Origin of the sequence: Sedimenticola hydrogenitrophicus (assembly GCF_029017505.1) — a bacterium.
Lineage (GTDB): Bacteria > Pseudomonadota > Gammaproteobacteria > Chromatiales > Chromatiaceae > Sedimenticola > Sedimenticola hydrogenitrophicus_A.
The window spans coordinates 23,633-48,297 of record NZ_JAQGEI010000020.1; the positions used below are offsets into that span (position 1 = coordinate 23,633).

A 24,665-nucleotide genomic window follows, 5' to 3' on the forward strand; every position below is an offset into this window, starting at 1 on the left:
AATCAGACCCGCTCCGGCGGCTTCGTCGGCAGACGGATGACAAAACAGCTGCCTCCCTCCCTGACCGGCTTCACCTCGATGCTGCCGCGATGGTTCTGGGTAATGATGAAGTAGGAGACGGAGAGGCCGAGTCCGGTGCCGGAGCCGACCTCCTTGGTGGTGAAAAAGGGTTCAAAGATACGCCGGCGCACCGCCGGGCTCATACCGGGACCGTTGTCCTCGACCTCCACACAGGCCCACTGCCGATCCCGGTAGGCCCTCAGGATGAAACGGTCATTGCGGCCACTCTGGTCGCCGTTGGTGGCGGCTTCAAACATCGCCTGGGCGCCGTTCTTCAACAGATTGAGCAGCACCTGCTGGATCTGCCCACCCTCGCACCAGGCGTCCGGCAGATCCGCGGCATATTCGCGTACGATGGAGATCCGTCTGAAATCGTAGTGCTTGGCCAGGTTGTAGTCATTGGAGGCGATCTCCACGGTCTCATCCAGCAGCAGCCGCAGATCCCGCAGCTCGAACTTCAGGTCGCTCTTGCGGCTGAAACTGAGCATGCTGCTGACGATCTTGGCCGCGCGCTTGCCGGATTCCGAAACCATCTCCAGCAGTGGCGCGATGCCGCGTTTATCCATGTAGCGGTCAATGGCCTCGATCGAGGTGCCACAGGCCTCCGCCACCTGGCGGTTTTTCGCCATCTCCGGCCCCAGACGGGCGTTCATCACCTGCACACTCTGCACGATGCCGGCCAGCGGATTATTGATCTCGTGGGCCATACCCGCCGCCAGACCACCCACCGAAAGCATCTTCTCGGACTGCACCATCATCTCTTCCATACGCACCGTCTCGGTCACGTCGTCCAGGCGGATCACCGCCCCCTCCACCGACTCGGCCAACAGCGGATAGATGGTGACATCCATGTAGTGGACCTCGCCCTTGGCGTCTTCCCAGCGCAGGTTGGTCTCCTGGGCCGGCGCCAGCTCGCCGATGGCCCGCTCCACCTTCTGCAGGACGTCCGGGAATTGCGGGATCAGCTGGGTCAGGGTCTCGCCAATGGCGGCCGCCGCCTTGATCCCGCTCATCCGTTCCGCCTCCCGGTTCCAGTGGGTGATGCGGCCCGCCACATCGATACCGATCAGCGCCGACGGCATGGAGTCGATGATGCTACCCAGCAGGTTGCGCAGCCGGGTCAGTTCCAGCTCGGCCTGCTTGCGCTGGGTGATATCGGTATAGGTGGTGACCACGCCGCCCGCCGCCAGGGGGGTACGGCACAGCTCCAGCACGGTATTGTTGGGTCGCACCTTTTCAAACACCATCCGCTGCGGCTGGAAGTTGTCCCTGATGTACTGTTGGATAAAGGCCTCCCGGTCCTCAACGACGCCGTACTCACCCTGATCGATGTTATAGCTGCAGATATCACGCAGGGTGACGCCGCTACGCAGCATCCGTTCCGGAAACCCGTTGATCTCCACGAAACGCCGGTTCCACGCCACCAGATTCATCTCCTTGTCGAACATGGAGATGCCCTGATCGATATTTTCAATCACCGACTTCAGTACTTCGCGGCTCCCCTCCACAGCCGAGGAGGCCTCGTCAATGATCTCCAGTACGCTGTCCAGATTGATATTGGTACGCCGCAGACTGCTGTTGATCATCACGCGGGCGGAGGCGGAGCCGACCACCCCGGCGAGCAGTTTCTCCACCTGGGTGAGCAGATCCGCCGGGGCATCCATGCCGGGCGAATAGGCCGAGGAGCCGCCGTTGCGATAGCGCCCGAACAGCTGCCCCACCCGGTCACGGTCGACGAACCGCTCGACGACCCGCTCCAGATCGGCGATGCGGATCTGCCCCTCCCAGGGGCGGGTCGCGTATTCGCTCTTGGGCGAAAACACATCCACAAACGCCCGCGCCTGGGTGCGCTCGATCAGACTCTGGCGGGAGAACAGGGAGACCAGCAGGTAGAGCCCGATATTGAAAAAGGCGCTCCAGAAGAGGCTGTGGATCAGCGGATTTTCCCAGGCCACACCAAACAGCGCCTGGGGTTTCAGCAAACCGATCTCGAACGGTCCCAGCTCGACTATCGACAGCGGCAGCCAGCCGGACAGGGCGAAGGCCGGCAGCACCAGGGTGTAGCCCCAGACCAGAAAACCACTCATCAGGCCGGTCAGGGCCCCGGCCAGGGTCGCTCCCTTCCAGAAGATGCCGCCGATGATCAGCGGCGCAAACTGGGCCGCCGCCGCAAAGGAGACCAGGCCGATGGTTACCAGGGCATAGGAGTCGCCGATGAGCGTGACATAGCTGTAGGCGAGGAACAGCACACCCAGGATACTCAGCCGGCGCAGCGCCTTGAGCATGCCGGTGGCCGTGTCGGAGGCCCTGCTGCCGAAATGGAACAGGCGCAGGCGCAGCAGCAGCGGCACGATCAGGTCGTTCGAGACCATGGTACTCAGGGCCACGGTCGCCACGATCACCATGCCGCTGGCGGCGGAGAGGCCACCGATATAGACCAGCAGCGCCAGCCCCGGCTGCTCCGCCACCATCGGCAGCGCCAGCACGAAGGTGTCGGGATTGACCGCCCCGGGCGGAAAGCTGACCAGCCCGGCGATGGCAATCGGCAGTACAAAGAAGTTGATCGCCAGTAGGTAGAGCGGAAACAGCCACATCGCCTTATCCAGATGCGAGCGGTTGGTGTTCTCCACCACCGTGACCTGAAACTGGCGCGGCAGGCAGAAGATCGCCAACGCCGCCAGCACCATCAGCGAGGTCCAGCTGCCGCTTTCGAACAGCGCCTCTCCGGAGATCAGGTGGGCGAGCCCCGCATCCGCTTCCACCCGGTCATAGATCGACTCGAATCCGTCAAACATGAAGAAGGTGACGAAGATGCCGACCGCCAAAAAGGCAAACAGCTTGACCAGCGACTCAAAGGCGATCGCCACCATCAACCCTTCATGGTGTTCCGAGGCGTCCAGGCGCCGGGTGGCGAAAAGGATGGTGAACAGGGCCAGCACGATGGTGACGTAGAACGCCTTGTCATTGAGCACGCTGGTGGTGTGGGGAAGATAGGTGCTGATCGTGGGATAGCCCCCAAGGATATCGAAACTGGTGGAGATCGCCTTCAGCTGCAAGGCGATGTAGGGCATGATGCCGATCACCGCCACCACCGTCACCAGGCCGGCCAGCTTCTGGCTCTTGCCGTAACGGGAGGAGATGAAGTCGGCAATCGAGGTGGTGTGCTGCGCCTCGGCGATCTTCAGGATCTTGCGCAACAGAAACGGCGCCACCAGAAACAGCAGGGTGGGCCCCAGATAGATGGGCAGGAAACCGATGCCGTCGGTCGCCACCCGGCCGACACTGCCGTAGAAGGTCCAGGAGGTGCAGTAGACCGCCAGGGACAGCGAGTAGACATAGGGATTGGCGCCGATACTGCGGCCCTGCCGGGCACGCCTGTCGGCATAGTGGGCGATCAGGAACAGTAGCCCCAGGTAAGCCAGAGAGGTAACAAAGACCAGCCACACAAACGGCATCAATACCGCCCTTTGCGCATGGTGCCGGCCCTGGAACGCCAGGCTTCCCTGAGCAGCCGCCAGACTTTCGGATAGACCACCAGGACAATCAGCAACAACCAGATCAGGTTGATATAGAGGATGATCAGCGGCCAGCCGAAGGGACGGCTACCCGTGGCGGTGGAGAAGATCTCCAACAGCGGCGGATTCAGCATCATCGCGCCGATCAGCGCGGCCACCAGCATCCGCGCCCGACCGCCGCCTTTCGCCGTCACCCGCAATCGTTCTCGCTCTGTTGCCATACCTGCCCTGCGCCCACCACATTACTTTATTCACAGTATAGGTGATCCGGGGCGATGGATGGTTGCGCCGGGCTTCCGGCAGCAGGGCCGGTGCCGGACCCGCGCAACGAGCTTTTGTAGGAGTGGCTTCGCCGCGAAAAACATTCGCGCCAGAGGCGCTCCTACGGGGTGATTCACCAAGCCTGATCAACACCAACAACCAACTGGGATAGATCCATCAGAAAACCCTAAAGGTTTGCCGGCGGCGTCCGCTAATTATAGTGAGATCAATCGGTCCACCGACTCCAGGGGTGCAATATGATCCGTGTATATGACATGACCAGCGGCGAACGACTCCCACAGAGCCGTTCAGAAAGGCGGTCAACCCCGGTCCACTGTGAGGGACCCAGCGACATCCTGCGCCCCACCCTTCAACTCCTGGAGATCCCGCTTGCGTACGAACCGGAGCCGGTATGGCTGAAGTCCGATCTCATACTGAAACCTATCGATAGTTTCTTCGTTTAAAATCGACACCCACCCAGAGGCCCGTGATGCTGCAGCGTCACGGGCCTTTCCGTTATCATAAGGAGCCCGCATCAGGCGCGGCAATCAGCGCACCTCGCGGACCACCCGGAAACCGAGTACCAGCAGCCGGGTATCCACTTCATGCCGCCCCCGCCGGGTGACCCGCAGACTCACGCCCGGTTTGTTAAACGCACCGCCCCGCACCACCCGCTCGCGACACCCCGGCTCCTGCCAGCTCGATCCATCGGTCGGCGCGCCCTCGTAGGAGCCATGGTAACAGTCCTCCACCCACTCCATGACGTTGCCCGCGGTGTTGTGAAGCCCGAACGGATTGGCCGCGAAGCGGCCCACCGGCGCGGTGGTGGCGCCGTCCCATTCGCTGCCGCAGTTGAAACAGTTGGCCTTGCCCGATCCCAGATCGAAACCCCACCAGTACGGCGTATCGGTACCCGCCGCGGCCGCATACTCCCACTCCGCCTCGCTCGGCAGCCGGTAGCGCTGGCCGGTCTGCTCGCTCAGCCAGTCGGTATAGGCCCTGGCGTCATTCCAGCTGACATTGATCACCGGGCGCGGCCCCTGTCCCCAGCCGAGATCATCCGGCAACCCACGTCCGGTGGCGGCGGCGAACCGCGCATACTCCCGGAAGGTCACCTCGTAGCGCCCGATACTGAAGCTGCGCAAGCGCACTTCATGCACCGGCTGCTCTTCACTGGCCAACTGGCTGATGGCGCTGCCCATGCGGAACACCCCGCCAGCGACATAGACCATCTCCGGGCCACTTCCGCCAGCGGCCAGACGATCCTGGATCAGGGTGCCGGTGGTCGGTCCCCGGGGCGCAGGGGGAAGCTTGGGCGTCACCGGCTCACGCGCGGCAACGACCGGCGCCCGCGGTTTTTCCGGCAGCGCGGGCGCCGGCTCCGCTGGCGGTTTGGCGAGCGGCGAGGCGACCGATGGCGCCGCCGGGGCAACAGGCTCGCTCACCGGGCTCGGGGAGACAACCGGTGCCTCCCCCAGGAAGCCGCTGATGATCTCGCCATTGCCCCCCAGGAGGGAGAGCCCTTCCGCCACCCCGAAGGCGAGTACCGCGCCGATCAGCACACCGACCAGTTTCTGTCGGCTGGAACCGTGGCCAACCACCAGCCCGTCCCTCGCCGCGGCCAGCCGTTTGTCCAGCAGATCATCCCGGGGACGTCCGTGTTCGATCTGCCTCTGCAGCGCATACAGCGAATCCTCGACCTGTTTGCGCGCCTCCAGCGCCTCATCTTTTTTGAAGTTCGCCTCGTCGGCCTCGACCTGGGCCGCTTCCAGTGCCAGCCTGAGACGATCGATCTCGCTGTTGCGCTCTTCGGTCTTCTCTTCCAACAGCAGGCTCTCTTTGCGCGTCCGCTCCAGTTCGGCGCTGCGCTCCTCCAGCGAGCGCTTCAGCTTGTCGATATCCTGGCGCAGTACCTCACACTCCGCGGCATCGGCCGAGTTGTTGAGCTCCAGTTCCTTGAGTGCGCCATGCGCCTCCTCCAGCGCCTGCTGCAGTACGGCTACCCGTTCGGCCGATGTTTCGGTGGCCGGTGTGTCGACCGGCTGTTCCGCCGCGGTCTCCTCCGCCTGGCGCCGCTGCTGCGCCTCGGCCTCGACCTGTTCACGCAACGCTTCCAGGGCCACGCTGAGACGTGCCGCCTCCTGCTCCGCGGCCGCCTGCTGTTCCTGCAGCCGCGCATTGTCATCCGCCCCCGGCGCCGCCGCACGCAGCCGCTCCAGCTCCTCCTGCAGCTGCGCCTTCTCCCGGGCGAGCGCCTCATAGGCCTTGTCCGCCTCGTCCAGCGCGTCGTTCAGGGTCTCCAGTTCGGCCTGCACCGCCTTGATTTCACCCTGCGCCGCCGGGCTACCGGTGGCCACCCGGCCGGCCGCCGCCAGGGCATCCTCGGCCGCGACCCGCGCCGCGGTTGCCTCCGCCAGTTCCGCACGCAGCGATTCCAGCTCTTCGGTGGAGGGCTGCTCCTCCGCCTGCGCCGCCTCGGCCAGTCGGTTTTCCAGCTCGGCGAGGCGCTGGCGATCGTTCTCCAGTTGCCGGGTCAGGTCGCTACGTTCAGTGTCCAGACCGGAGAGCTCGGCGGTCAGCTGTTCACGCTCCCGGTGTAACTCCTGCAGCGCCTGCTCCGCCGCTTCCAGCCGCGCCGTTGTCTCCTGCACCACGGCCTGATCCGTATCCCGTAGTTGCTGCAACTCCGTCAACGACTGCGTCTTCTCCTGTGCCCCCTGGCGGGCCGACTCCAGCTCCACGTTGGCCGCAGCGAGCTCCTGTGTCAGCCGCTCCAGTTCAGCCTGCTGCCGGCTGCGTGCCCGTTCATCCTCGGTCCCGGCGCGCTGCTCACGCTCCATCTGCAAGCGCAGTTCGGCCAGGCCGCTCTCCCGCTCATCGGCGAGCTGCTGCAGCTGGGCAAAGCTGTTCTGCAGCACCGCCAGTTCCGCCGCCAACCGCTCCTGCTCATCCGACGCGGCCTGTAACGCGAACTGCGCCTGATCCCGTCCCTCAACTGCCTCAACGAGTGATTGCCGTAGCGCCGCCTCCTGATCACTCTGTCGCTCTGTCCGCGCCTGTTCCAGGGCCTGCCGCTCGGCATCCAGGTGACTGATGCGGTCACCGGCGGCTTCCAGCTCGCTGCGCAGCCGGTCCAGTTCGGCAGTGAGCAGCCGCTGCTGTTGATCGGCGCTCTCCAGTACCGCGCTGTGCGCGGCGTCATCGGCACCTCGCTCCGTCAGGGCCGCCTCCAGTGATTCGATCCGGCCGTTGGCCGCCGCCAGGATCTCGGCCATGGCCTGCGTCTGTTCGGCCGCCTCGTGCTGCTGCCGTTCATGGACGGTGCCTATCGCGGCCGCCTCCTCCTGCAGCGCCTGCAGGTCGCGCTGCGTCGCCTGCTGTTGTTCCAGGGCCGCTTCGGCCGCCTGCCGGGATTGCCTCAGCTCATCTCCCAGTTGCGCCAGCTCGGCCTGCGCCCCCTCCAGGGCCTCCTGCAACCTTCCGGCCTCCTGGGCCAGCGTGGTTTTTTCCGCCTGGATCTCGCCCAGTTCCGTGCGGCTGTCGCTCAGCGCCCGCTGCAGTGCCTCCTGGGACTCGGCCTGGGACTCCCTGAGCCGCGCCTCCTCCTGCTGTTTCGCCAACGCCGCTTCGGCCGCCTGCCGGGATTGTGTCAGCTCATGCCCCAGTTGCTCCAGCTCGGCGCGCGCCCCCTCCAGAGCCTCCTGCAGCCGTCCGGCCTCCTGGGCCAACACGGTTTTTTCCGTCCGCACTTCGTCCAGCTCCGTGCGGCTGTCGCTCAGCGCCCGCTGCAGCGCCTCCTGGGCCTCGGCCTGGGACTGCTGCAGTCGCGCCTCCTCCTGTTGTTTCACCTCCAGGCGTTTCTCCAGCTTGCCTATCTGTTGATGGACCTCGCCCAGTTCATCCTGCAGCCGGTCACGCTCGCCGGCCACATTCGCCAGCTGTGCCTCGATGGAGGTCTGCTGCTTTTTCAGGGTTTCGCGGCTTTTCTCGCCGGCATCCAGCTGTTTCTGCAGCTTTTCCACTTCCCCGGCCAGCCGCCGGCTCGCTTCGCCCTCCCGGGTTTCCGCCGCCTCCGCCTCCGCCAGGCGCCCTTTGAGCTGTTCCAGCATCAGCTTCATCTTATGTGCCCGCTGCAACTGCTCCTGGGCCTGGGCCTCGGTTTTCTGCAGCCGCTCGCGCAGCAGCCCGGCCTCGTCATCCGGTGCCGAGCCGATATCCGGCATACCTTCCTGGGCACCCGTCTGTTCCGGGCGCAGGCTGATGACCTGCGCGCGCTCCTGGGACCTGTCCTGGTGCAGCGCCTCATCGGGTACCGATTCGAGTCCCCGTTGTAGCACATAGGCATCCAGCCCCTGCTCCATCAGCAGATAGACCGCCGTGGAGCTCACCAGTCCGTCCTGGCAGTAGATGACATAGGGTTTCTGTTTATCGAGTTCCGGCAGTGCCGAGCGCAGGGTGTTGAACGGCACGCTCCGGCTGTTCGGAATGTGCACGCGTTGATGCTCCTGGGGCGATCGCACATCCAGCCAGACGGCGCCCTTCTCCACCTTGCCCAGCGCCACCTCATAGCTGATGGCATTGGCCAGCGGCAACTTGATGTATTCAACGAAATCCTTTTTCCCCAGCCGAAACAGGATGCCGTCGGTGAGCATGGAGACGGTGCTGCCGCGCGGCTTGCCGGAGAGCAGCGACTCCTCGCCCAGGCAGTGGCCGGCACCGACCTGCGCGAGCTCTTCGATCTCCCCATCCCGCCGCTCCCGGGTGATGGAGCACTGGCCGCGGTTGATCAGGTAAAAGTAGTCCCCGTCGTCGCCCTGGCGGATCACCATCTCGCCGGCCGCGACCTGCACCTCCTCCATGCGCATCATGATGTTCTGGATATTGGCCGCCGGTATGCGCTGAAAAATCGGTGACTGCAGCAGCTGGCCCATCCAGTCCTCATCGGCGTCGGCACTCAGCTCTTCAACCTGATACAGGGCGTTACCACCACGGGTCAGCAGTTCACTGAGCTGGTGGCCGTCAATACGGACAATCTCGGCCTTGGTCCTGGCCTGAACGGAAAATCTGCGCGGCAGATGGTGGGCAATGGGGTAGCGGGCCATGTTGCTGTCGGCGGCAACGGTATCCACCTCCTTGCCATCCTCCAGCAGGGCGACCTTGCCCGAGAGCAGATAGATTCGCTCGGGATTGGTATCGCCTTCATGGAACAGGTAATCGCCCTTGGCAATCTTCTCAAACCCGACCGCCTCCATCAGCTCGGCCAGGGTCGCTTCCGTGAGTGTATTCAGCGGAACCAGTTTCCGCAAAATGTTCAACCCGTTCTGTTTTGGCACTACCGCCATAGACAATCCCCCATGCGCCCGCCCCGATGACGTTCACAATCGATGTGCACTCTCCACGCCGGACTCCTTGAACCGGGTCCTGCCGTGCCGCTCCCGCGCCACCGCCGTTGCTAACGCCTGCAGTCCGGTCGGGAAGCCTACGCAAAGCATAGATCAAACCACCCTGGCTTCGGGCCGCCCTCATCCACCACCGGGCGATGCCATACTGTTGTCAGAGTGGAAGAAAATCTGTTTTCATACCGGCCAGGTCCAGCACCGGCGCGGTCCGGGTCCCGGCGGATCCGCGACCCGGCAGCGAAACACCGGGGTTTCGGCTCGCGGGTTGTTATTGATATCAGCATCGCCAACATTTATCGGTCACACCACCGGATACCGCCTTGCCTGCCGCCGTTTCAGGATAGAAACTAGCCAATGGAAACATGGAGTTTATCGGCTTCATTAGACTAATACTTGAACTGATGCCACAGATTCAACCCGAGCACAACATAAATGAAGAGATCAGCAGGAATCGTGGCGGCCGGCCATCCGGTCACCGCCAGTGCCGCGACGGAGATTCTGCGCGCCGGCGGCAACGCCTTTGATGCCGCGCTGGCGGCGCTGTTTGCCGCCTGCGTCGCCGAGCCGGTGCTGGCCTCCCTCGGTGGTGGCGGCTTCCTGACTGCCCAGTGCGCCGACACGCAACCGTTGCTGTATGACTTTTTCGCCCAGACACCCCACGCCCGACCGGTCGATTCCGAACTCAACTTTTATCCCATCCTGGCCGATTTCGGCACCGCCCAGCAGGAGTTCCATATCGGCATGGGATCGATCGCCACCCCAGGGGCGATCAAGGGGGCCTTCGCCATCCACCGCGACCTCGGCAGCATGCCGTTGCGGGAGATCATCCAGCCGGCCTGTGAAGCCGCCCGCGACGGCGTGCGGGTGAACAGCTTTCAGCACTACATCGCCGAGATTGTCTCCCCCATCATCCAGTCAAGCCCGGAGGCGTTGCAGTTGCATGCCAGCGCGCGGCGACCGAGAGTGATCGCCGGGCGGGATGAGACGGTGTGCAATCCCGCCATGGCGGATGGCCTCGAGATCCTGGCCCTGGAAGGGGAGGCGCTGTTTTACCGCGGCGAGATGGGGCGCCAACTGACCAGCGACTGTCATAGCCATGGCGGCTGTCTCACCCCGACCGACCTGGCGTCCTATCGGGTGGTACGCCGATCACCACTGACCCTGGACTATCGCGGCACCCGGCTGTTCACCAACCCGCCGCCCTCCATCGGCGGCATCCTGATCGCCTTCACCCTGGCACTGCTGGAGCAGGAGCAGCTGGGGCAGTACCGGGTCAACAGCGCCGCTCACCTCGGTCGCATCAGCCACGCCATGAAGCTGACCCAGCAACTGCGCAGCGACCAGGGGATCGGCTCGGATGGCACGGCGTCCTGGCTCGACATCCTCTCCAGCGAACTGCTCGGTCGCTACCGGGAGGTGATGCGCAATCACAGGGGTTTTTCCCGCGGCACCACCCAGATCAGTATCGCCGACGGGGCAGGCAATCTGGCCAGCATGACCCTGTCCAACGGTGAGGGGTCGGGCTACGTGCTGCCCGGATGCGCCATCATGCTGAACAACATGCTCGGCGAAGAGGATATCAATCCGCACGGCTTCAATCGCTGGCCATACAATCGGCGCATCGCTTCCATGATGTCCCCTTCGCTGGTCAAGACGGCCGCCGGCGATACCATTGCGCTCGGCTCGGGCGGCTCCAACAGGATACGCAGCGCCATTCTCCAGGTGCTGATCAATCTGATCGACTTCGGCATGGAGATCGAACCGGCGGTTGAACAGCCGCGTGTGCATTTCGAGTCCGACCTGCTGAATATCGAAAATGGACCCTCCGCCGCCACCCTCCGGGCACTGGGAAAGGCGTTTGCCGACATCCGCTGCTGGCCGGAAAAAAACCTGTTCTTTGGTGGCGCCCACTCGGTGATGCGCAAACACAATGGCCAACTCTCCGGCTGCGGCGACAGTCGCCGGGGCGGCGTCTGCTATCGCTTGTGATCCCGTGCTTCAACCCCGGAAGGGTCGAAGCGCGGTGTGCCCGTCATGCCTGATCCATACAGTGACGCCGCGGAAAATCCGGGGAAACGTGAAAAAGGCCGGTTTTTACTGCATTTCCGCTTGGAAGTACTTGGAAAAACACAAATCTATGCTATGTTTAGCGCGCACTCATCAGGTCTAACCCAGGAGTCTTCCATGGCCGTCAAGAAAAAAGCTGCAAAAAAATCCGCCGCTAAAAAAGCACCCGTAGCAAAGAAGAAGGTTGTCGCCAAGAAAGCCGTAGCTAAAAAGGCGCCGACCAAGAAAGCCGCTGCGAAAAAGGCACCCGTCAAGCAAGCCTCAGCTCCAGCAAAACCCAAGGCCATCGCCGCCAAACAGACCAAGACCCAGATCCTTCAGGCCATTGCCGAAGAGACCGGTCTCAGCCGCAAGCAGGTTGGCGACGTGTTCAACTCACTGGGGGGCCTGGTCAAGGGACACATGATCCGTCGCGGATCCGGTGAATTCGCCATCCCTGAAACCGGGGTCAAGGTCCGCCGGGTGGTCAAGCCGGCACGCAAGGCGCGCATGGGCCGCAATCCGGCCACCGGCGAACCGATCAAGATCGCCGCCAAGCGGGCAACCACCGTAGTCAAGGTCACCGCACTGAAGGCGTTGAAAGACACTGTCGCCTGATAGATAAAACGGGCGGCCTGTCCAACAGTCGCCGCCCGCTTCATTTCCGTCCGCCCGCGCCGGTCACAGTTTTCCCGGTCGTAACTACTCACCCGGTCTGCAAGTGATTGGCCTGGTTTGTTGGCCGATCTTGATCCAGCCATCGTGTGAGGCCGCTCCTGGGCATCCCTGCCCCCGCGGCATTAGTGAATCCCTCACGTCGCCGGCAAGGCAGGACAATCACCCCGTGAGTAGTTACCCCGGTCATAACTTTCTCAGCATCAGCTGATCGCCCCGCTGTGTCCACTCCAGCTGCTTCAGAAAACTCATGCCCAGCAGCACCTCGCTACCCGTCATGGTTGGCAACACGCTGGCGCTCACATCGGTCAGGGTGATCTCCCCCAGCCCCACTTCGGACAACCGCGTCTGCCAGGAGATGACCGTACCGTTGGCGGTCTGACTCAGCGACTGCCGTCCCCTGGGCAGATCCAGGCGCCGCGCCAGTTCATCGGAAATGGCCACATCGGTGGCGCCGGTATCCAGCAGGAACAGCACCGGATGACCATTGATACGGCCGCTCGCTACATAGTGGCCCGCGCGGTTGCGTTTCAGTACCACCTGTGCCCCGCGATCATCCCGCAGCGTGAGCGGTGCCTGGTTGGGGTTGCGCTGCTTCTCCAGGATTCCGTTGAACAGGAACGCCATCAGCCCCAGCAACAGTACCCAGGAGAGGATCATCATCCACCTGCCGATACCCCCGACACCGCCGCCCTGCCCGTTGTTCATCGCATCCCCAACAAAATCCGCTTCAGTATCATCTTAGGGCCCGCGCAAGAATAATTCCGTAGTACCGAGGGCGCTCCTGGGCCACGCTGGCAAGGCACGCTTTGCAGGCAATGGCCGCTCCCGGCCATCCATGGCCTCCGCGGCATAAGTCCATCCATGGACAAACCCGCTCCCTTGGCAAAAAGCGTAACACCGCCAGCGGCGGCCCAGGGGCGACCGAATACAGGAACTTATTCTTTCGCGGGTCCTTAACAGCAGACATTGACTGCACAAGGGGAGTTCAACCCGGGACAGGACCACCCGCCACTCGCCGGACACAATTCAGATACTGTTCCAGAGCTGCTCGAAATCCGCCACATCCGACCTGTTTTCATCCGCGTCAACCGGATCGGGCCGCTCCGGGTCATGATAATAAAACTGGATGAACGAGGCGGTTGCCTCAATCTCCCGGCTGAGCTGGATCTCGCGCCTCCCTCCCGGTGAGATGAACCAGGTGCGCTCCCCCGGCTCGGAGTAGAACGGCAGGGTGATGACCGTCTGATCCTCCTGTGGACGCTGCAGCAACAGGCCAGGGCCGTAACTCTCCTGCCCACGCTGTCCCCACTGACGGAAAAAGATCACCGGCTCCACGTCTCCCGGTATCAGCTCCACACCGAAGTCTATCACTGCCGGACGCTCGACCCGCATCCAGCGAATGACACCCGGACGCAGATACTCCTCCCCGGCTTCGTCCCAATGGATCACCGCCACCAGCTCGCCCACGCTGATCGTCTCCTCCCCTGCCGCGCTCCAGCCCAAATGGTAACCACCGCCGCTTTCGTTATACACCGGACAGAGCCGCGAGACCGGATAGGCAGGTGGCGGCGGGTGCGCCCCAGCCGGCCGGGGCACGGGCGCATTGTTACCGGCTTCCCGGCGCGTCTTCGAACCGAAAGTATCCGCTATTACATGTTCATCCGCCTCCAGGTCGGAGCGGGGCATGCCGTGGGCGGGTTTCACGACCTCCCCCTGGGCAGGTCCCGAATTGAAGGCCCCGGGCTTGGCGGTGGTATCGGGCACCGGCTCGCCCTCCAGCTCCTGATAGATCGCCTTCAGCCCGCGAACCAGGCCCACCTCGCCCTGGGTCTCGTCCCGCTCGGCGACCCGGTTGGATCCGATCCCCCAGGTCAGCATCAGCCGCGCCAGCAGGTCGGGAGAGATCTTGTCCGGGACATCCTGGGGTCGCATGGCACCGTGCAGGGCGCCCATCGCCTCCAGCTCGGCGGCCAACGTGACCGCGAGATCGCTGGTATCGAGTACCCAGCCGCGCTGCACCTGGTGATCACGTTCGGTTCCTTTGTAACGCGGCGCCTCATCGAGACCGATATCCACGATGAATGGGCCTTCATCACCATTGGAATTACCCAGGTCCACCAGTCGCGCCTCCGGCGCCCAGCGTCGCAACGCCAGATAGACCCGTACCACCTCCCCCTGCATCAGCCGATAGGGCCCCGCCATGGAGAGCAGCAGAATCTGCTTGTAGAGATCGTTCACCGTGGCGTGCGGGAGCAGGCGCCGGTCCGGATTATCCACCGGGCGGTCGGCCAGTTTCTGGTCGAATGCATAGCGATGGATGCCATGAATCTCCTGCCAGATATAGGGGGGCGCCAGCCGATAGAGCTGATAGGCGTGCAGCAGACCCCGGCCCAGAAAATAGAGCACCCGGTGCAGTGCCATGGCCCTGCTGGACTTGTGCAACAGCTGCCCGGTGAAATTCTCCAGATGGTACTGGTCAAGCACCACCTTGTAACCCTGGGTGGCCAGGATGCAGAGACTGCCGTGCATGTCGGACATCAGACCCGCTCGCGGGTTGAGCGGCGGTAACTGACGGGAAAAACCGCTTTCCAGCGCTTCCAGGACCACCATCAGCGGTTTCAGGAGCGCTTCCAGATTACTCACCCGAGCGGCCACCGGCATCACCGATGCGTTCATCTGTTGCAGCAGGTGGTGCAGATCCTGCGCTACCTGACCAATGTTGCCGATCGGCAACTGCTCCATCCGTTCGGTGAAACACTTGGGTTCGAAGTTATCGTCACCGTTGGCCAACGGTGCGCGCCTGGGCAGGAGGTAGGGATTATTGCTCTCGGCCACGGCAGCTCTCCTTTTTAATCTTCTTGGTGTATTGCTCTGTTGGCGAGTGTCGCGAAAGCTCCGCGCGGGCCCGACAATCACCCGGCGTGCCGTCCGGTTACCAGGCACTCTGCCCGCTCCGGATCTGTCAGCTTTCCACCCTCCCAAAAGTATAGCCCGCGTAATCCCATCAACCTCATTTATATCCTAGCGGTACCTTCATACAACGTCCCTATGGACTCATCGGAAATTTCGATTGCCGTAACACCGGTTTAATCTGGCGGGATCGAACCAAGAAGAGTATCTTACCAAATTCTAAATTATGGGTTTTTACGTACCCTGAATGGTGACCGCAATTCCCATCGGGATCCCTTGTCAGCCCAGCTAATCGATTGAACCCTTTCCGCGACGGAGGAACATCCATGACGGAAGTAATTGCAACCAACCAGACCATCCTGGTGGTCGGTGGCGGTATCAGCGGCCTCACCGCCGCCCTGGAAGCCGCCGAAACAGGAAAGCAGGTCGTCCTGGTTGAAAAACGTCCCTATGTTGGTGGTCGTGTCACCCAGCTCTACAAATATTTTCCCAAGCTCTGCTTCCCCGCCTGTGGACTGGAAATCAATCAGCGCCGGGCCAAGATGAACCCCAACCTGACCATCCTGACCATGGCCGAGGTAACCGACATCCAGGGCGACGTGGGCAACTACACCGCCAGCGTGAAGATCAGTCCCCGCTACGTGAACGACAACTGCACCGGTTGCGGCGACTGCGCCAGGGCGGTCAGTGCCGAGTTTGACGATGAGTTCAACTATGGCCTGGGCAAGCGCAAGGGCGCCTACCTGCCGCACCGCATGGCCCATCCGCAACGCTACGTGATCGACCCGGCCATCCTCGGCACCGAGGAGGCGGCGAAGGCCAAGGCGGCCTGCAAGGTGAATGCCGTCGATCTGGAGATGCAGGAAGAGACAGTCTCCTTCAAGGCCGGCGCCGTGGTCTGGGCCACCGGGTGGCAGCCGTACGATGCCAACAAGATCCAGCCCTACGGCTACGATCGCTTCCAGAATGTCGTCACCAATGTTGAATTCGAGCGCATGGCCGATCCCAACGGCCCGACCGGCGGCAAGATCCTGCGCCCCTCCGATGGCGAGGTGGCCAAGAACATCGCCTTCATCCAGTGCGCCGGTTCACGTGACAAGAATCATCTGCTGCACTGCTCGCGCATTTGCTGCATGGCCACCCTGAAGCAGACCCATTATGTGCAGGAGGCGTTGGGCGACGAGGGTAAGTCCACCATCTATTACATCGATATTCGCGCCATCGACCGGTTCGAGGATTTCTACCAGGCGGTGCGGGAGAATCCAAACGTCTCCTTCATCAAGTCCAAGGTCGCCTCGATCACCCAGAACAGGGAAAACAGCAACCCGGTGCTCAACGGGGTGGATACCGAGGGTTATCACCGCTATGCCAACGAGCACGACCTGGTGGTGCTGGCGGTGGGCATGCAGCCCAGCGTCGACAAGGCCAGCTTCCCGGTGGATATCGTGATCAATGAAGAGGGCTTCATCGAGCCAGCGACAGAAAACGGCGGCATCTTCGCAGCCGGTTGCTCTTCCGATGCGCTGGACGTGAATCGCGCGGTCCAGCAGGCCACAGGCGCCGCACTGCGCGCCATTCAGGTAGTAAACCGCGTCGCCGGAACGGAGGGTTAACAACGTGTCTGACGAAAAGAAATTTGCCGGTTATATCTGCACAGGCTGCGGAATCGGTGAGCGACTGGACTCCAGCCAGCTGGAGATGATTGCCACCCGCGAAGGCAAGATGCAGTCCTGTAAACAGCACGCGATGCTGTGCAGCAGCGAAGGCGTGCAGATGATCCGGGACGACATCGGCAGTGAGGGTGCCAGCCACATCATGATCGCCGCCTGCTCGCGGCGCGCCAAGGTGGAGGCCTTCAACTTCCCCGAGGTCGCCATGACCCGTGCCAACCTGCGCGAGGGCGTCATCTGGGTGCGTCCGGATGCACCGGAGCACCAGGAGACCACCCAGGAGATGGCGGACGACTACATCCGCATGGCCTGCGCCGAGCTGCGCTCCCTGAAACTGCCCCACGCCTCCGGCGAGCAGAGCCTGAACAAGACCATCCTGGTGGTGGGCGGCGGCATCACCGGCATGACCGCGGCGCTGGAATCCGCGGCGGCCGGTTATCCGGTGCACATCGTCGAGAAGCAGGGCGCCCTGGGCGGCCAGGCGGCCGACTACGCCAAAGCCATCCCCACCCGTTCACCCTACAAGGAACCGCGCGATACCGGCGTGGCCGAGATGATCGCGGCCATCGAGGCCAACGGCCTGATCACCGTGCACCTCAACAGCACCGTGGCCAAGACCGCCGGCGCGCCCGGCCGCTTCAATGTGGATATCGCCACCGAGTCCGGTGCCGTCAGCAACGAGACCTTCGGCGCCATTATCCAGGCTACCGGTTTCAAACTGTATGATCCCTCCAACCTGCCGCAGTACGGCTACAGCAGCAGCCCGGACATCGTCACCAATGCCGAGCTGGAGAAGCTGGTCAAGGCCGCCGACGGCGGGCCGATCAAGCGCCCCTCCGACGGCAAGGAAGTGAAGGCGGTCGCCTTCGTACAGAACGTCGGCCAGAGCTCCAGCGAAGAGGGACAGCTCCCCTACCACTCCGGCATCGGCGACCTGATCGCCATCAAGCAGGCGATGTACTTCAAGGACCGCAACAACGATTGCGACACCACCATCCTGTTCAACAACCTGCGCACCCCGGGTGCCGCCGGCGAGGACTTCTACCGCGCAGGTCAGGAGAAGATGATTACCTTCTCCAAGGGCCAGGTCAGCGAAGTGGTCCCCGGCGACAGCCTGGAGGTCAAGTTCCAGGACCTGATCCTGGACGAGGAGACCAGCATGCAGGCCGATCTGGTGGTCCTGGACGTGGGCATGATGCCCAACTCCGGTCCCGACCCCTACGCCGTGCCAATCGTCATCGACGAGAAGGCGGAAGCCGCCAGCGAGACGCCCAGGGCACCGACCGTAACGGTCGACTCGATCCTCAACCTGGACTACCGCCAGGGCTCCGACCTGCCACACCTGAAGAACGGCTTTACCGATTCGCACTTCATCTGCTTCCCCTATGAGACCCGCCGCACCGGCATCTACGCCGCCGGTCCGCTGCGCCGTCCCATGGATATGCGCCAGGCGCAGGATGACGCTGCCGGTGCCGCAATGAAGGCGATCCAGGCGGCGGAGAATGCCGGCAAGGGCATGGCCGCCCATCCGCGTGCCGGCGACCTGTCGTTCCCCAGCTTCCGTATGGATGGCTGTACCCAGTGCAAACGCTGCACTGTGGAGTGTCCGTTCGGCGCCATCAACGAGGACGAGAAGGGCTACCCGATGTTCAACGAGTCACGCTGCCGCCGCTGCGGCACCTGCATGGGCGCCTGCCCGGTGCGCGTGATCTCGTTCGAGAACTACTCGGTGGAGTCGGTCAACCAGCAGATCAAGAACGTGGAGGTGCCGGAGGAGTTCGATGAGAAGCCGCGTATCCTGGTGCTGGCGTGCGAGAACGACGCCTACCCGGCACTCGACCAGGCCGGTATGAACGGTGTCGAGATCAACCCCTGGGCCCGGGTCATCCCGGTGCGCTGCCTCGGCTCGGTCAGCCTCTCCTGGATCACCGACTCGCTCAACAGCGGCTATGACGGCATCGTGCTGATGGGCTGCGCCAAGGGCGACGACTATCAGTGTCACTTTGTGCGTGGCTCGGCCATGGCCCATGAACGCATGGACAAGGTGGGAGACACCCTCTCCTCCCTCAACCTGGAGCCGGAGCGGGTCGTGGTCTACGAGGTGGCGATCACCGATATCGAGCGTGCGCCCAAACTGATCAACGATATGGCTGAGACGGTCGAGAAGATCGGCCTGAGCCCGTTCAAGTTCTAGGGGATACGGATTATGAGCGATTTAAATAGCGCAATGACCGAAAGGTACCACAACAGCTTCCTCAGGGAGGTTGAGGCCAACGTCGAAGAGGGCGAATGGGTCAAGATGTGCATGCAGTGCGGCGTCTGCGCCGGCTCCTGCCCGCTGGGCAATGCCTGGGAGCACACCCCGCAGAAACTGTTCATGATGATCCGCGCCGGCAAGCGCGAGGCGGTGCTCTCGTCCGACTCGATGTGGATGTGCACCTCCTGCTACAACTGCATCGCCCGCTGCCCGCGCGGCCTGCCCATCACCCACATCATGCACGGCCTGGCCCACTACGCCAAACGCCTCGGCCTGGCGCCGAAGAACCAGCCAACCGCACAGTTCTCGCAGATCTTCTGGGACAACCTGATGAAGAAGGGCCGGGTCAACGAGCTGAAGCTGGGCCTCTCCGTGTACTTCAAGGACGGCTTCGGCCAGGGCATCAAGAACGCCCTCGCCAACAAGCAGCTGGGCCAGAACATGATGAAGGCCAAGCGCATGAATGCCATGGAGTTCTTCGGCGGTCACAGTATCAAGGACACCAGCGGTCTGCAGAAGATGATCAAGAAGGCCCAGGAGATCGAAGATGCCAAAATCCAGGGCAACAGCTAAGTGAGGACCGACCAAGATGGCTAAGAAAGAAGTCTCATACTACCCGGGATGCTCCTCACAGACAGGGGCCTCATCATCCAACATGATGCGCGCCACCCAGACCATGTGCGACGAGCTGGACATCCAGCTCAACGAGATCCCTGACTGGAACTGCTGCGGCGCCTCGATCGGCTACGGCAGTGGCGGCGAACTGCCGCGCCTGACGCTGTCGGCGCGCAATATCGCGCTCTCCGAGCAGCACAACCCGGGCCAGGAGATCGTCGCCACCTGCGCCGCCTGCTGGCTATCCACCCGCGAGGCGAAAGAGCGCCTGCATGAAGATGCCAACATGTTCCGCGACGCCAACACCGCGCTGAACGAGATCAACCTGAAGCTGAACAACCAGACCCCGGTACGCCACATGGTGGAAGTGCTGGTGGAGGATATCGGTTTCGAGGCGATCAAGGCGAAGATAAAGAAACCGCTGCAAGGGCTGAAGATCGCCAGCTACGTCGGCTGCCAGACCAACCGCCCCTTCGGCATCGCCGAGGAGTCGTTCGAGAACCCGGTCTACCTGGACCACCTGATCGAGAGCGTGGGCGCCGACTCCATCCCCACCTACGAGAAAAAGGTACAGTGCTGCGGTGGCGCCCTGGCCTTCTCCGAGCCGGAGAAGTCCCAGGAGATGATCCACGGCATCATCGAGGCCGCCTACGACCACGGTGCCGACCTGATCGCCACCCCGTGCCCGCTGTGCCAGGCCAACGTGGAGATCTACCAGGACCAGATCAACGCCCGCTTCGGCAGCAAGTTCAACATGCCGGTGGTCTACTACAGCCAGCTGATGAGCGTCGCCTTCGGCCGCAACAGCAAGGACTCGGCGCTGGATGGTCAGATCATCCGCGCCAAGTCACTGGAAGATATCGCCGGCAAATAGTTTCACTAAGAAGCAATCAATATAACTATAACGTTTCGGCCCTCGATTGAGGGCCGTTTGTTTTTGCCGGGAAACCAAAAGCTCGGGAGCGAACATCGGGGTCGGAGTCAAGCCAATCCGGGCTCCTGGAGTGCCACCAGAAACCGGCGGTCTGACTCCACCCCTGCTTTTCCCAGCCTCACCCGACCTTCCGGCGTAGCCAAACTAGCGGATCAGGCCGCCTCCCACTTCTTCCTGGCCAGCCACATGTCGTGGTCCATCTGCATCCCAACCCACTGTTCGGCGCGCCCGCCCTTATAACCCAGACGCCTGAACCACGCCTCAATCCGCAACGCCATCTCAGGTGAAATGGCCGCATGCTCATTCACCACCCGGGACAGGGCGGCACGGGACACCCCCAACTCGCTGGCCGCCTCGGTAACCGTCATCTTCAATGCCGGCAGGACATCTTGCCGCAGAATAGATCCCGGATGTGGCGGGTTATACATAGTCATTTTTAAACTCCTATTGAGAATTGCGACTCAATGGTAGTCCTGATAATCCACCAGAATCGCATCACCATCATCAAACATGAATGTCAGCCGCCAGTTGCCGTTGACCTTCACCGAAAAGTGGCCTTTCAGATCACCGGACAAAGCGTGCAGACCCCATCCCGGAAAATCCATATCATCCGGCCCAATCGATCTGTCCAGCGCCTTCAACTGATGTCTGAGCTTGTCGGCATGGGACACCTGAATGCCTGCCTTCGATCCGGTCTCAAAAAACCGTTTAATCCCTTTATGCCGGAAGCTCCTGATCATGGGTAAAGCGTATAGCGTCGCGTTACACTTGTCAATGCAGCGGAAAGAGGTAACCCCTGTCGGCTCAATGAGTCGCCTTATCCCCCCAGATCTGTTTCAGGCGCTGATCGCGACCACAGTTCCAGCGGTAGAAATTGTACCGGACCGGATTGTTCTTGTAGTAATCCTGGTGGTAACTTTCCTCGCCCTTAATGGGATAAAAGGTGGCCGCATCCAGGATTGGCGTCACCACCTCCTGGTCGGGAAATTGCGCCTCCACCACCCTTTTCGATTGCTCGGCTATGGCCTGCTCCTGCTCATCCGCTACAAAGATGGCGCTTAAATAGCTCGGCCCTTTATCACAAAACTGTCCCCGGTCGTCGAACGGATCGATGTTCACCCAGAAGTGATCCAGCAGCTTCTGGTAACTGACCTTGTCTGGATCGTAGGTGATCTCCACGGCCTCGTAGTGGCCGGTGTGGTCGCCGTTGTAGGTGGGGTTCTCCGCCGTGCCGCCGGTGAAGCCGGAGACGACATCGGTCACCCCCTCGAGCTTCTCGAAATCGGCCTCCATGCACCAGAAGCAGCCACCCGCCAATACCGCTTTCTCCGCGGCAACATCGGTTGCACCGAGGAGCGCGCTCACTGTTAGTATGAGTATCGCCTTATGATTCACAACATTCTCCCTTCAATCCATCCGCATGGCCAACGACCATAACGCTGCCGGTTCAGAAATCACTACCATTACAGGAGTATAGAGGCAGACGCGGCTTTACCGCCCGTCCACTCCTCCCCAAGCGACCTTACTCACGGCTGAAATAATTCAGGATGAGGCTATTCTTTCCGGAAACGGCCTGGGCGCCTATCCACTGCGCCAATAGAAATGTGAGTCTCCTGTGCTTTGTGGCAGCAAGTGATGGACCTATCCAACAAGAATAACAGCCAACAAATCCCGTTGAGCATCTGGGTACTCGGCTTCGTCAGCCTGTTGATGGATATCTCCTCGGAACTCATCCACAGCCTGCTGCCGGTATTCCTGGTCTCTGTCCTGGGCGCCAGCGCCCTCACCGTGGGGCTGATCGAGGGCGTCGCCGAAGCCACCGCGCTGATCGCCAGGGTGTTTTCCGGCACATTGAGCGACTACCTGGGCAGGCGCAAGGCGCTGACGGTCATTGGCTATGGCCTCAGCGCGCTGAGCAAGCCGCTGTTCGCCATGGCGACCAGTGCCGGCATGGTGTTCACCGCGCGGTTCGCGGACCGGATTGGCAAGGGGATTCGCGGCGCACCGCGTGACGCCCTGGTGGCCGACCTCGCACCACCGCGGGTGCGTGGCGCGGCGTACGGATTGCGCCAATCACTCGATACCGTGGGGGCGTTTATCGGACCGTTGCTGGCGGTGGGATTGATGCTGCTGTGGTCCAACGATTTTCGCGCGGTGTTCTGGGTGGCGGTGATCCCGGGTGTGCTTGCGGTTGGGTTGTTGCTCTTCGGGGTGCGGGAAGCGGAGCGGCCCCCAGGCGAGAAGCGCATCAATCCCATCCACTGGCGTGAACTCAAGCGGTTGCGCGGGGCTTACTGGTGGGTAGTGGCGATCGGTGCCATATTTACCCTGGCACGGTTCAGCGAGGCATTTCTGATCCTGCGCGCCCTGCAAGGCGGCCTGCCGCTGGCATGGATACCGCTGGTCCTGGTCGCGATGAATCTGGTCTATGCTGCGGCCGCCTACCCGTTCGGCAAGCTGTCGGACAGCATGAGTCACCGCAAACTGCTGGTGCTCGGTCTGGTGGTCCTGATCGGTGCCGACCTGGTGCTGGCCTATGCGGAGTCCTGGGACGTGGTGTTTCTCGGTGTCGCCCTGTGGGGACTGCACATGGGGATCACCCAGGGCTTGCTGGCAACCATGGTGGCCGATGCGGCACCAGCCGATCTGCGCGGCACCGCATTCGGGTTCTTCAACCTGCTCAGCGGCCTGACGATGCTGGTCGCCAGCGCCTTGGCCGGCCTGCTGTGGGATCGCCTTGGGGCGTCTTTTACCTTCTATGCCGGCGCCCTCTTCTGTCTACTCGCCCTGACGGTTATGGCGTTTCGAAGACCTCGTGGTCAGACGCCTGTCCGGAAGGACGGTCCACAAGGCCGTGGCCTACAAGACCGGAACCACCTGATCCAGCGTTGCTCCAGACGCCAGAGTGACTTCCGCCCCCTTCCACCCCATGAATTTGGAGAGTAGCATGGTCCAGCAGTAACCTGTTTAACATACTGACCGGTATGGAGGTGCGGCCATGAGTGAGCTGGTTTGGGACAAAACCCTGAGTGTCTCGGTCGATGAAATAGACGAGGATCATCGACGGCTGGTGGAGCTGCTTAATCTCTTCAACCGTTCCGTAGCGGAGGGTGAATCTCCACAGTACCGGGAGGCCGTGCTTGAGGAACTGATCGCCTGCACCGTCTGGCACTTTCGGCACGAGGAGCGCCTGATGCTGAAATACCACTACGCGGATATCACCGAGCACAAGGCCGAACACCGGGAACTGATCGAAAACGCGACCGCATTTCAGCAGAAGTACCTGCAAGATGGCGGAAAGATGAGTGACGCGGACTTCGAGTACCTGGAGCACTGGCTGACCGAGCACATCCTGGTTGTCGATATGAAAATGGGGGAATGGCTCGCCGGGGTGATGTAGCAGCTAAAGGGCTTTTGGCCCCTCAAGCTCACGGCCTTCTTTCCACCTTGGCATCAATGGAATGCCTTGCTTACGACAACTGTACCGGGAAGGCATGGGAATAGAGCGCGTGGCCAGATATACGAAAACCAGTATCCCGCTGCTAGCCGTCGGCCATGCAACCAGTCTGTTTCTGACTATCACCTTCACTCTTTGCGTTGTGTGGGATTTGGCTCTGCCCGAGTATGCGATGTATGCCTCCTGGCGCTCACTTGTTACCTGGGTTTGAATAGCTGAGCTGGAAGAGCTTCCTTATTGGCCTGGTAGAGGCCTGGGGATATGGATGATTCTTTGCGCGGATGTGGGTGGATCAATCTTAATGGCCAACGGTGGCTCAAAACAGATGTCCATTGACCGTTATCGCCCAGGCAGCCCAACCTCAACAACCTGGCCACCGTACCCGTACTTCTGATCGCGAGCCTGAACCAGGACCGTTTTGACCTTGGACGGGATCTTCACCGAGTAGAGATCCCGAGTGAAAGGCTGCTCGCTCTGATGATCGTGCCAGAGCTTGCGCTCACCTAGGACCTCACCCTCTTTGGTAGTTACGCGGAACCCATCCGCGTAGCGGCTGGGGGTGTCGTATGGCGAAGCAATCGTCACATCGAAGTTAAACATTCCACTCGAGATTGCGCGGACCCTCGCGGACAGAACATCCGGGAATTGCTGTTCGGCGCACACAATGCCTGGCGCAAGAATGCCAAGCCCGACGGCCGCGATTGCGGCGAGTGCTGTACGACGGGAAAAGCCCGCACGGACGTCACGAACCGTCAACATGTGATCGCCACTTGAACTGCCGATGCGGCCAGAAACCAGGCCTGCATCTCGGACATATATTGAAAACAGTTTTTCGCGCATTATCTTACCCTCCCTGATCGAAC

Annotated in this window: 17 protein-coding genes; 8 read left to right on the forward strand and 9 right to left on the reverse strand. The window is 62.0% G+C overall.

Annotation, left to right across the window (positions count from 1 at the left end):
- Positions 1-2: 2 nt before the first annotated feature.
- From O9K64_RS13435 to O9K64_RS13445, 3 genes are all read right to left on the reverse strand, one after another.
- Positions 3-3,515: a PAS-domain containing protein gene (locus tag O9K64_RS13435; protein ID WP_275098594.1), complete on the reverse strand. Its 3,513-nt coding sequence runs from the start codon at positions 3,513-3,515 to the stop codon at positions 3-5.
- Complete coding sequence (locus O9K64_RS13440) at positions 3,515-3,796, reverse strand: hypothetical protein (RefSeq protein ID WP_275098595.1); 282 nt, start codon at positions 3,794-3,796, stop codon at positions 3,515-3,517. Before O9K64_RS13440 ends, O9K64_RS13435 begins: the two co-directional genes overlap by 1 nt.
- A 588-nt stretch (positions 3,797-4,384) precedes the next feature.
- Entirely contained in the window at positions 4,385-9,142 is a 4,758-nt protein-coding gene (locus O9K64_RS13445; RefSeq protein ID WP_275098596.1) for an SUMF1/EgtB/PvdO family nonheme iron enzyme, read from the reverse strand.
- A gap of 525 nt (positions 9,143-9,667) precedes the next feature.
- Here O9K64_RS13445 and O9K64_RS13450 point away from each other — a divergent pair.
- Positions 9,668-11,224, forward strand: coding sequence for a gamma-glutamyltransferase (locus O9K64_RS13450; RefSeq protein WP_275098597.1), 1,557 nt, complete (start codon positions 9,668-9,670; stop codon positions 11,222-11,224).
- A gap of 45 nt (positions 11,225-11,269) precedes the next feature.
- Positions 11,270-11,899, forward strand: coding sequence for an HU family DNA-binding protein (locus O9K64_RS13455; RefSeq protein ID WP_335342296.1), 630 nt, complete (start codon positions 11,270-11,272; stop codon positions 11,897-11,899).
- 243 nt (positions 11,900-12,142) lie between these two features.
- Here the strand turns inward: O9K64_RS13455 and O9K64_RS13460 are convergent, their stop codons facing one another.
- Together O9K64_RS13460 and O9K64_RS13465 are read right to left on the reverse strand one after the other, a co-directional pair.
- Positions 12,143-12,664, reverse strand: a complete 522-nt coding sequence (locus O9K64_RS13460; RefSeq protein WP_275098598.1) for a retropepsin-like aspartic protease family protein — start codon at positions 12,662-12,664, stop codon at positions 12,143-12,145.
- Positions 12,665-12,985: 321 nt separating this feature from the next.
- Entirely contained in the window at positions 12,986-14,794 is a 1,809-nt protein-coding gene (locus tag O9K64_RS13465) for a hypothetical protein (RefSeq protein ID WP_275098599.1), read from the reverse strand.
- Positions 14,795-15,195: 401 nt separating this feature from the next.
- On the opposite strand from O9K64_RS13465, the gene O9K64_RS13470 reads away from it, so the two are divergent.
- From O9K64_RS13470 to O9K64_RS13485, 4 genes are read left to right on the forward strand one after another with little or no spacing between them, the layout of a single operon-like run.
- A complete protein-coding gene (locus O9K64_RS13470; RefSeq protein WP_275098600.1) occupies positions 15,196-16,482 on the forward strand; it encodes a CoB--CoM heterodisulfide reductase iron-sulfur subunit A family protein in 1,287 nt (428 codons plus the stop codon).
- Positions 16,483-16,486: 4 nt separating this feature from the next.
- Positions 16,487-18,733 carry a hydrogenase iron-sulfur subunit gene (locus tag O9K64_RS13475; RefSeq protein WP_275098601.1) on the forward strand — a complete coding sequence of 749 codons (2,247 nt, stop codon included), beginning with the start codon at positions 16,487-16,489 and terminating at the stop codon, positions 18,731-18,733.
- Positions 18,734-18,745: 12 nt separating this feature from the next.
- Positions 18,746-19,369 (forward strand): 4Fe-4S dicluster domain-containing protein, encoded by a 624-nt coding sequence (locus O9K64_RS13480; RefSeq protein WP_275098602.1) that lies wholly within the window; start codon positions 18,746-18,748, stop codon positions 19,367-19,369.
- Between the two features lie 16 nt (positions 19,370-19,385).
- A complete protein-coding gene (locus O9K64_RS13485; protein WP_275098603.1) occupies positions 19,386-20,285 on the forward strand; it encodes a CoB--CoM heterodisulfide reductase iron-sulfur subunit B family protein in 900 nt (299 codons plus the stop codon).
- A 212-nt stretch (positions 20,286-20,497) separates the two neighbouring features.
- Here the strand turns inward: O9K64_RS13485 and O9K64_RS13490 are convergent, their stop codons facing one another.
- The 3 genes from O9K64_RS13490 to msrA form a co-directional block, all read right to left on the reverse strand.
- Positions 20,498-20,779 carry a HigA family addiction module antitoxin gene (locus O9K64_RS13490; protein ID WP_275098604.1) on the reverse strand — a complete coding sequence of 94 codons (282 nt, stop codon included), beginning with the start codon at positions 20,777-20,779 and terminating at the stop codon, positions 20,498-20,500.
- Between the two features lie 27 nt (positions 20,780-20,806).
- Complete coding sequence (locus O9K64_RS13495) at positions 20,807-21,085, reverse strand: type II toxin-antitoxin system RelE/ParE family toxin (RefSeq protein ID WP_275098605.1); 279 nt, start codon at positions 21,083-21,085, stop codon at positions 20,807-20,809.
- A gap of 64 nt (positions 21,086-21,149) precedes the next feature.
- Positions 21,150-21,740, reverse strand: a complete 591-nt coding sequence (msrA, locus tag O9K64_RS13500; RefSeq protein WP_275098606.1) for a peptide-methionine (S)-S-oxide reductase MsrA — start codon at positions 21,738-21,740, stop codon at positions 21,150-21,152.
- Between the two features lie 240 nt (positions 21,741-21,980).
- On the opposite strand from msrA, the gene O9K64_RS13505 reads away from it, so the two are divergent.
- Both O9K64_RS13505 and O9K64_RS13510 read left to right on the forward strand, forming a co-directional pair.
- Entirely contained in the window at positions 21,981-23,291 is a 1,311-nt protein-coding gene (locus O9K64_RS13505) for an MFS transporter (RefSeq protein WP_275098607.1), read from the forward strand.
- A gap of 52 nt (positions 23,292-23,343) precedes the next feature.
- The gene (locus O9K64_RS13510) at positions 23,344-23,745 is read left to right on the forward strand and encodes a bacteriohemerythrin (protein ID WP_275098608.1); all 402 of its coding nucleotides are present in this window, start codon (positions 23,344-23,346) and stop codon (positions 23,743-23,745) included.
- Between the two features lie 396 nt (positions 23,746-24,141).
- Here the strand turns inward: O9K64_RS13510 and O9K64_RS13515 are convergent, their stop codons facing one another.
- Positions 24,142-24,642: a hypothetical protein gene (locus O9K64_RS13515; protein ID WP_275098609.1), complete on the reverse strand. Its 501-nt coding sequence runs from the start codon at positions 24,640-24,642 to the stop codon at positions 24,142-24,144.
- Positions 24,643-24,665 lie beyond the last annotated feature (23 nt).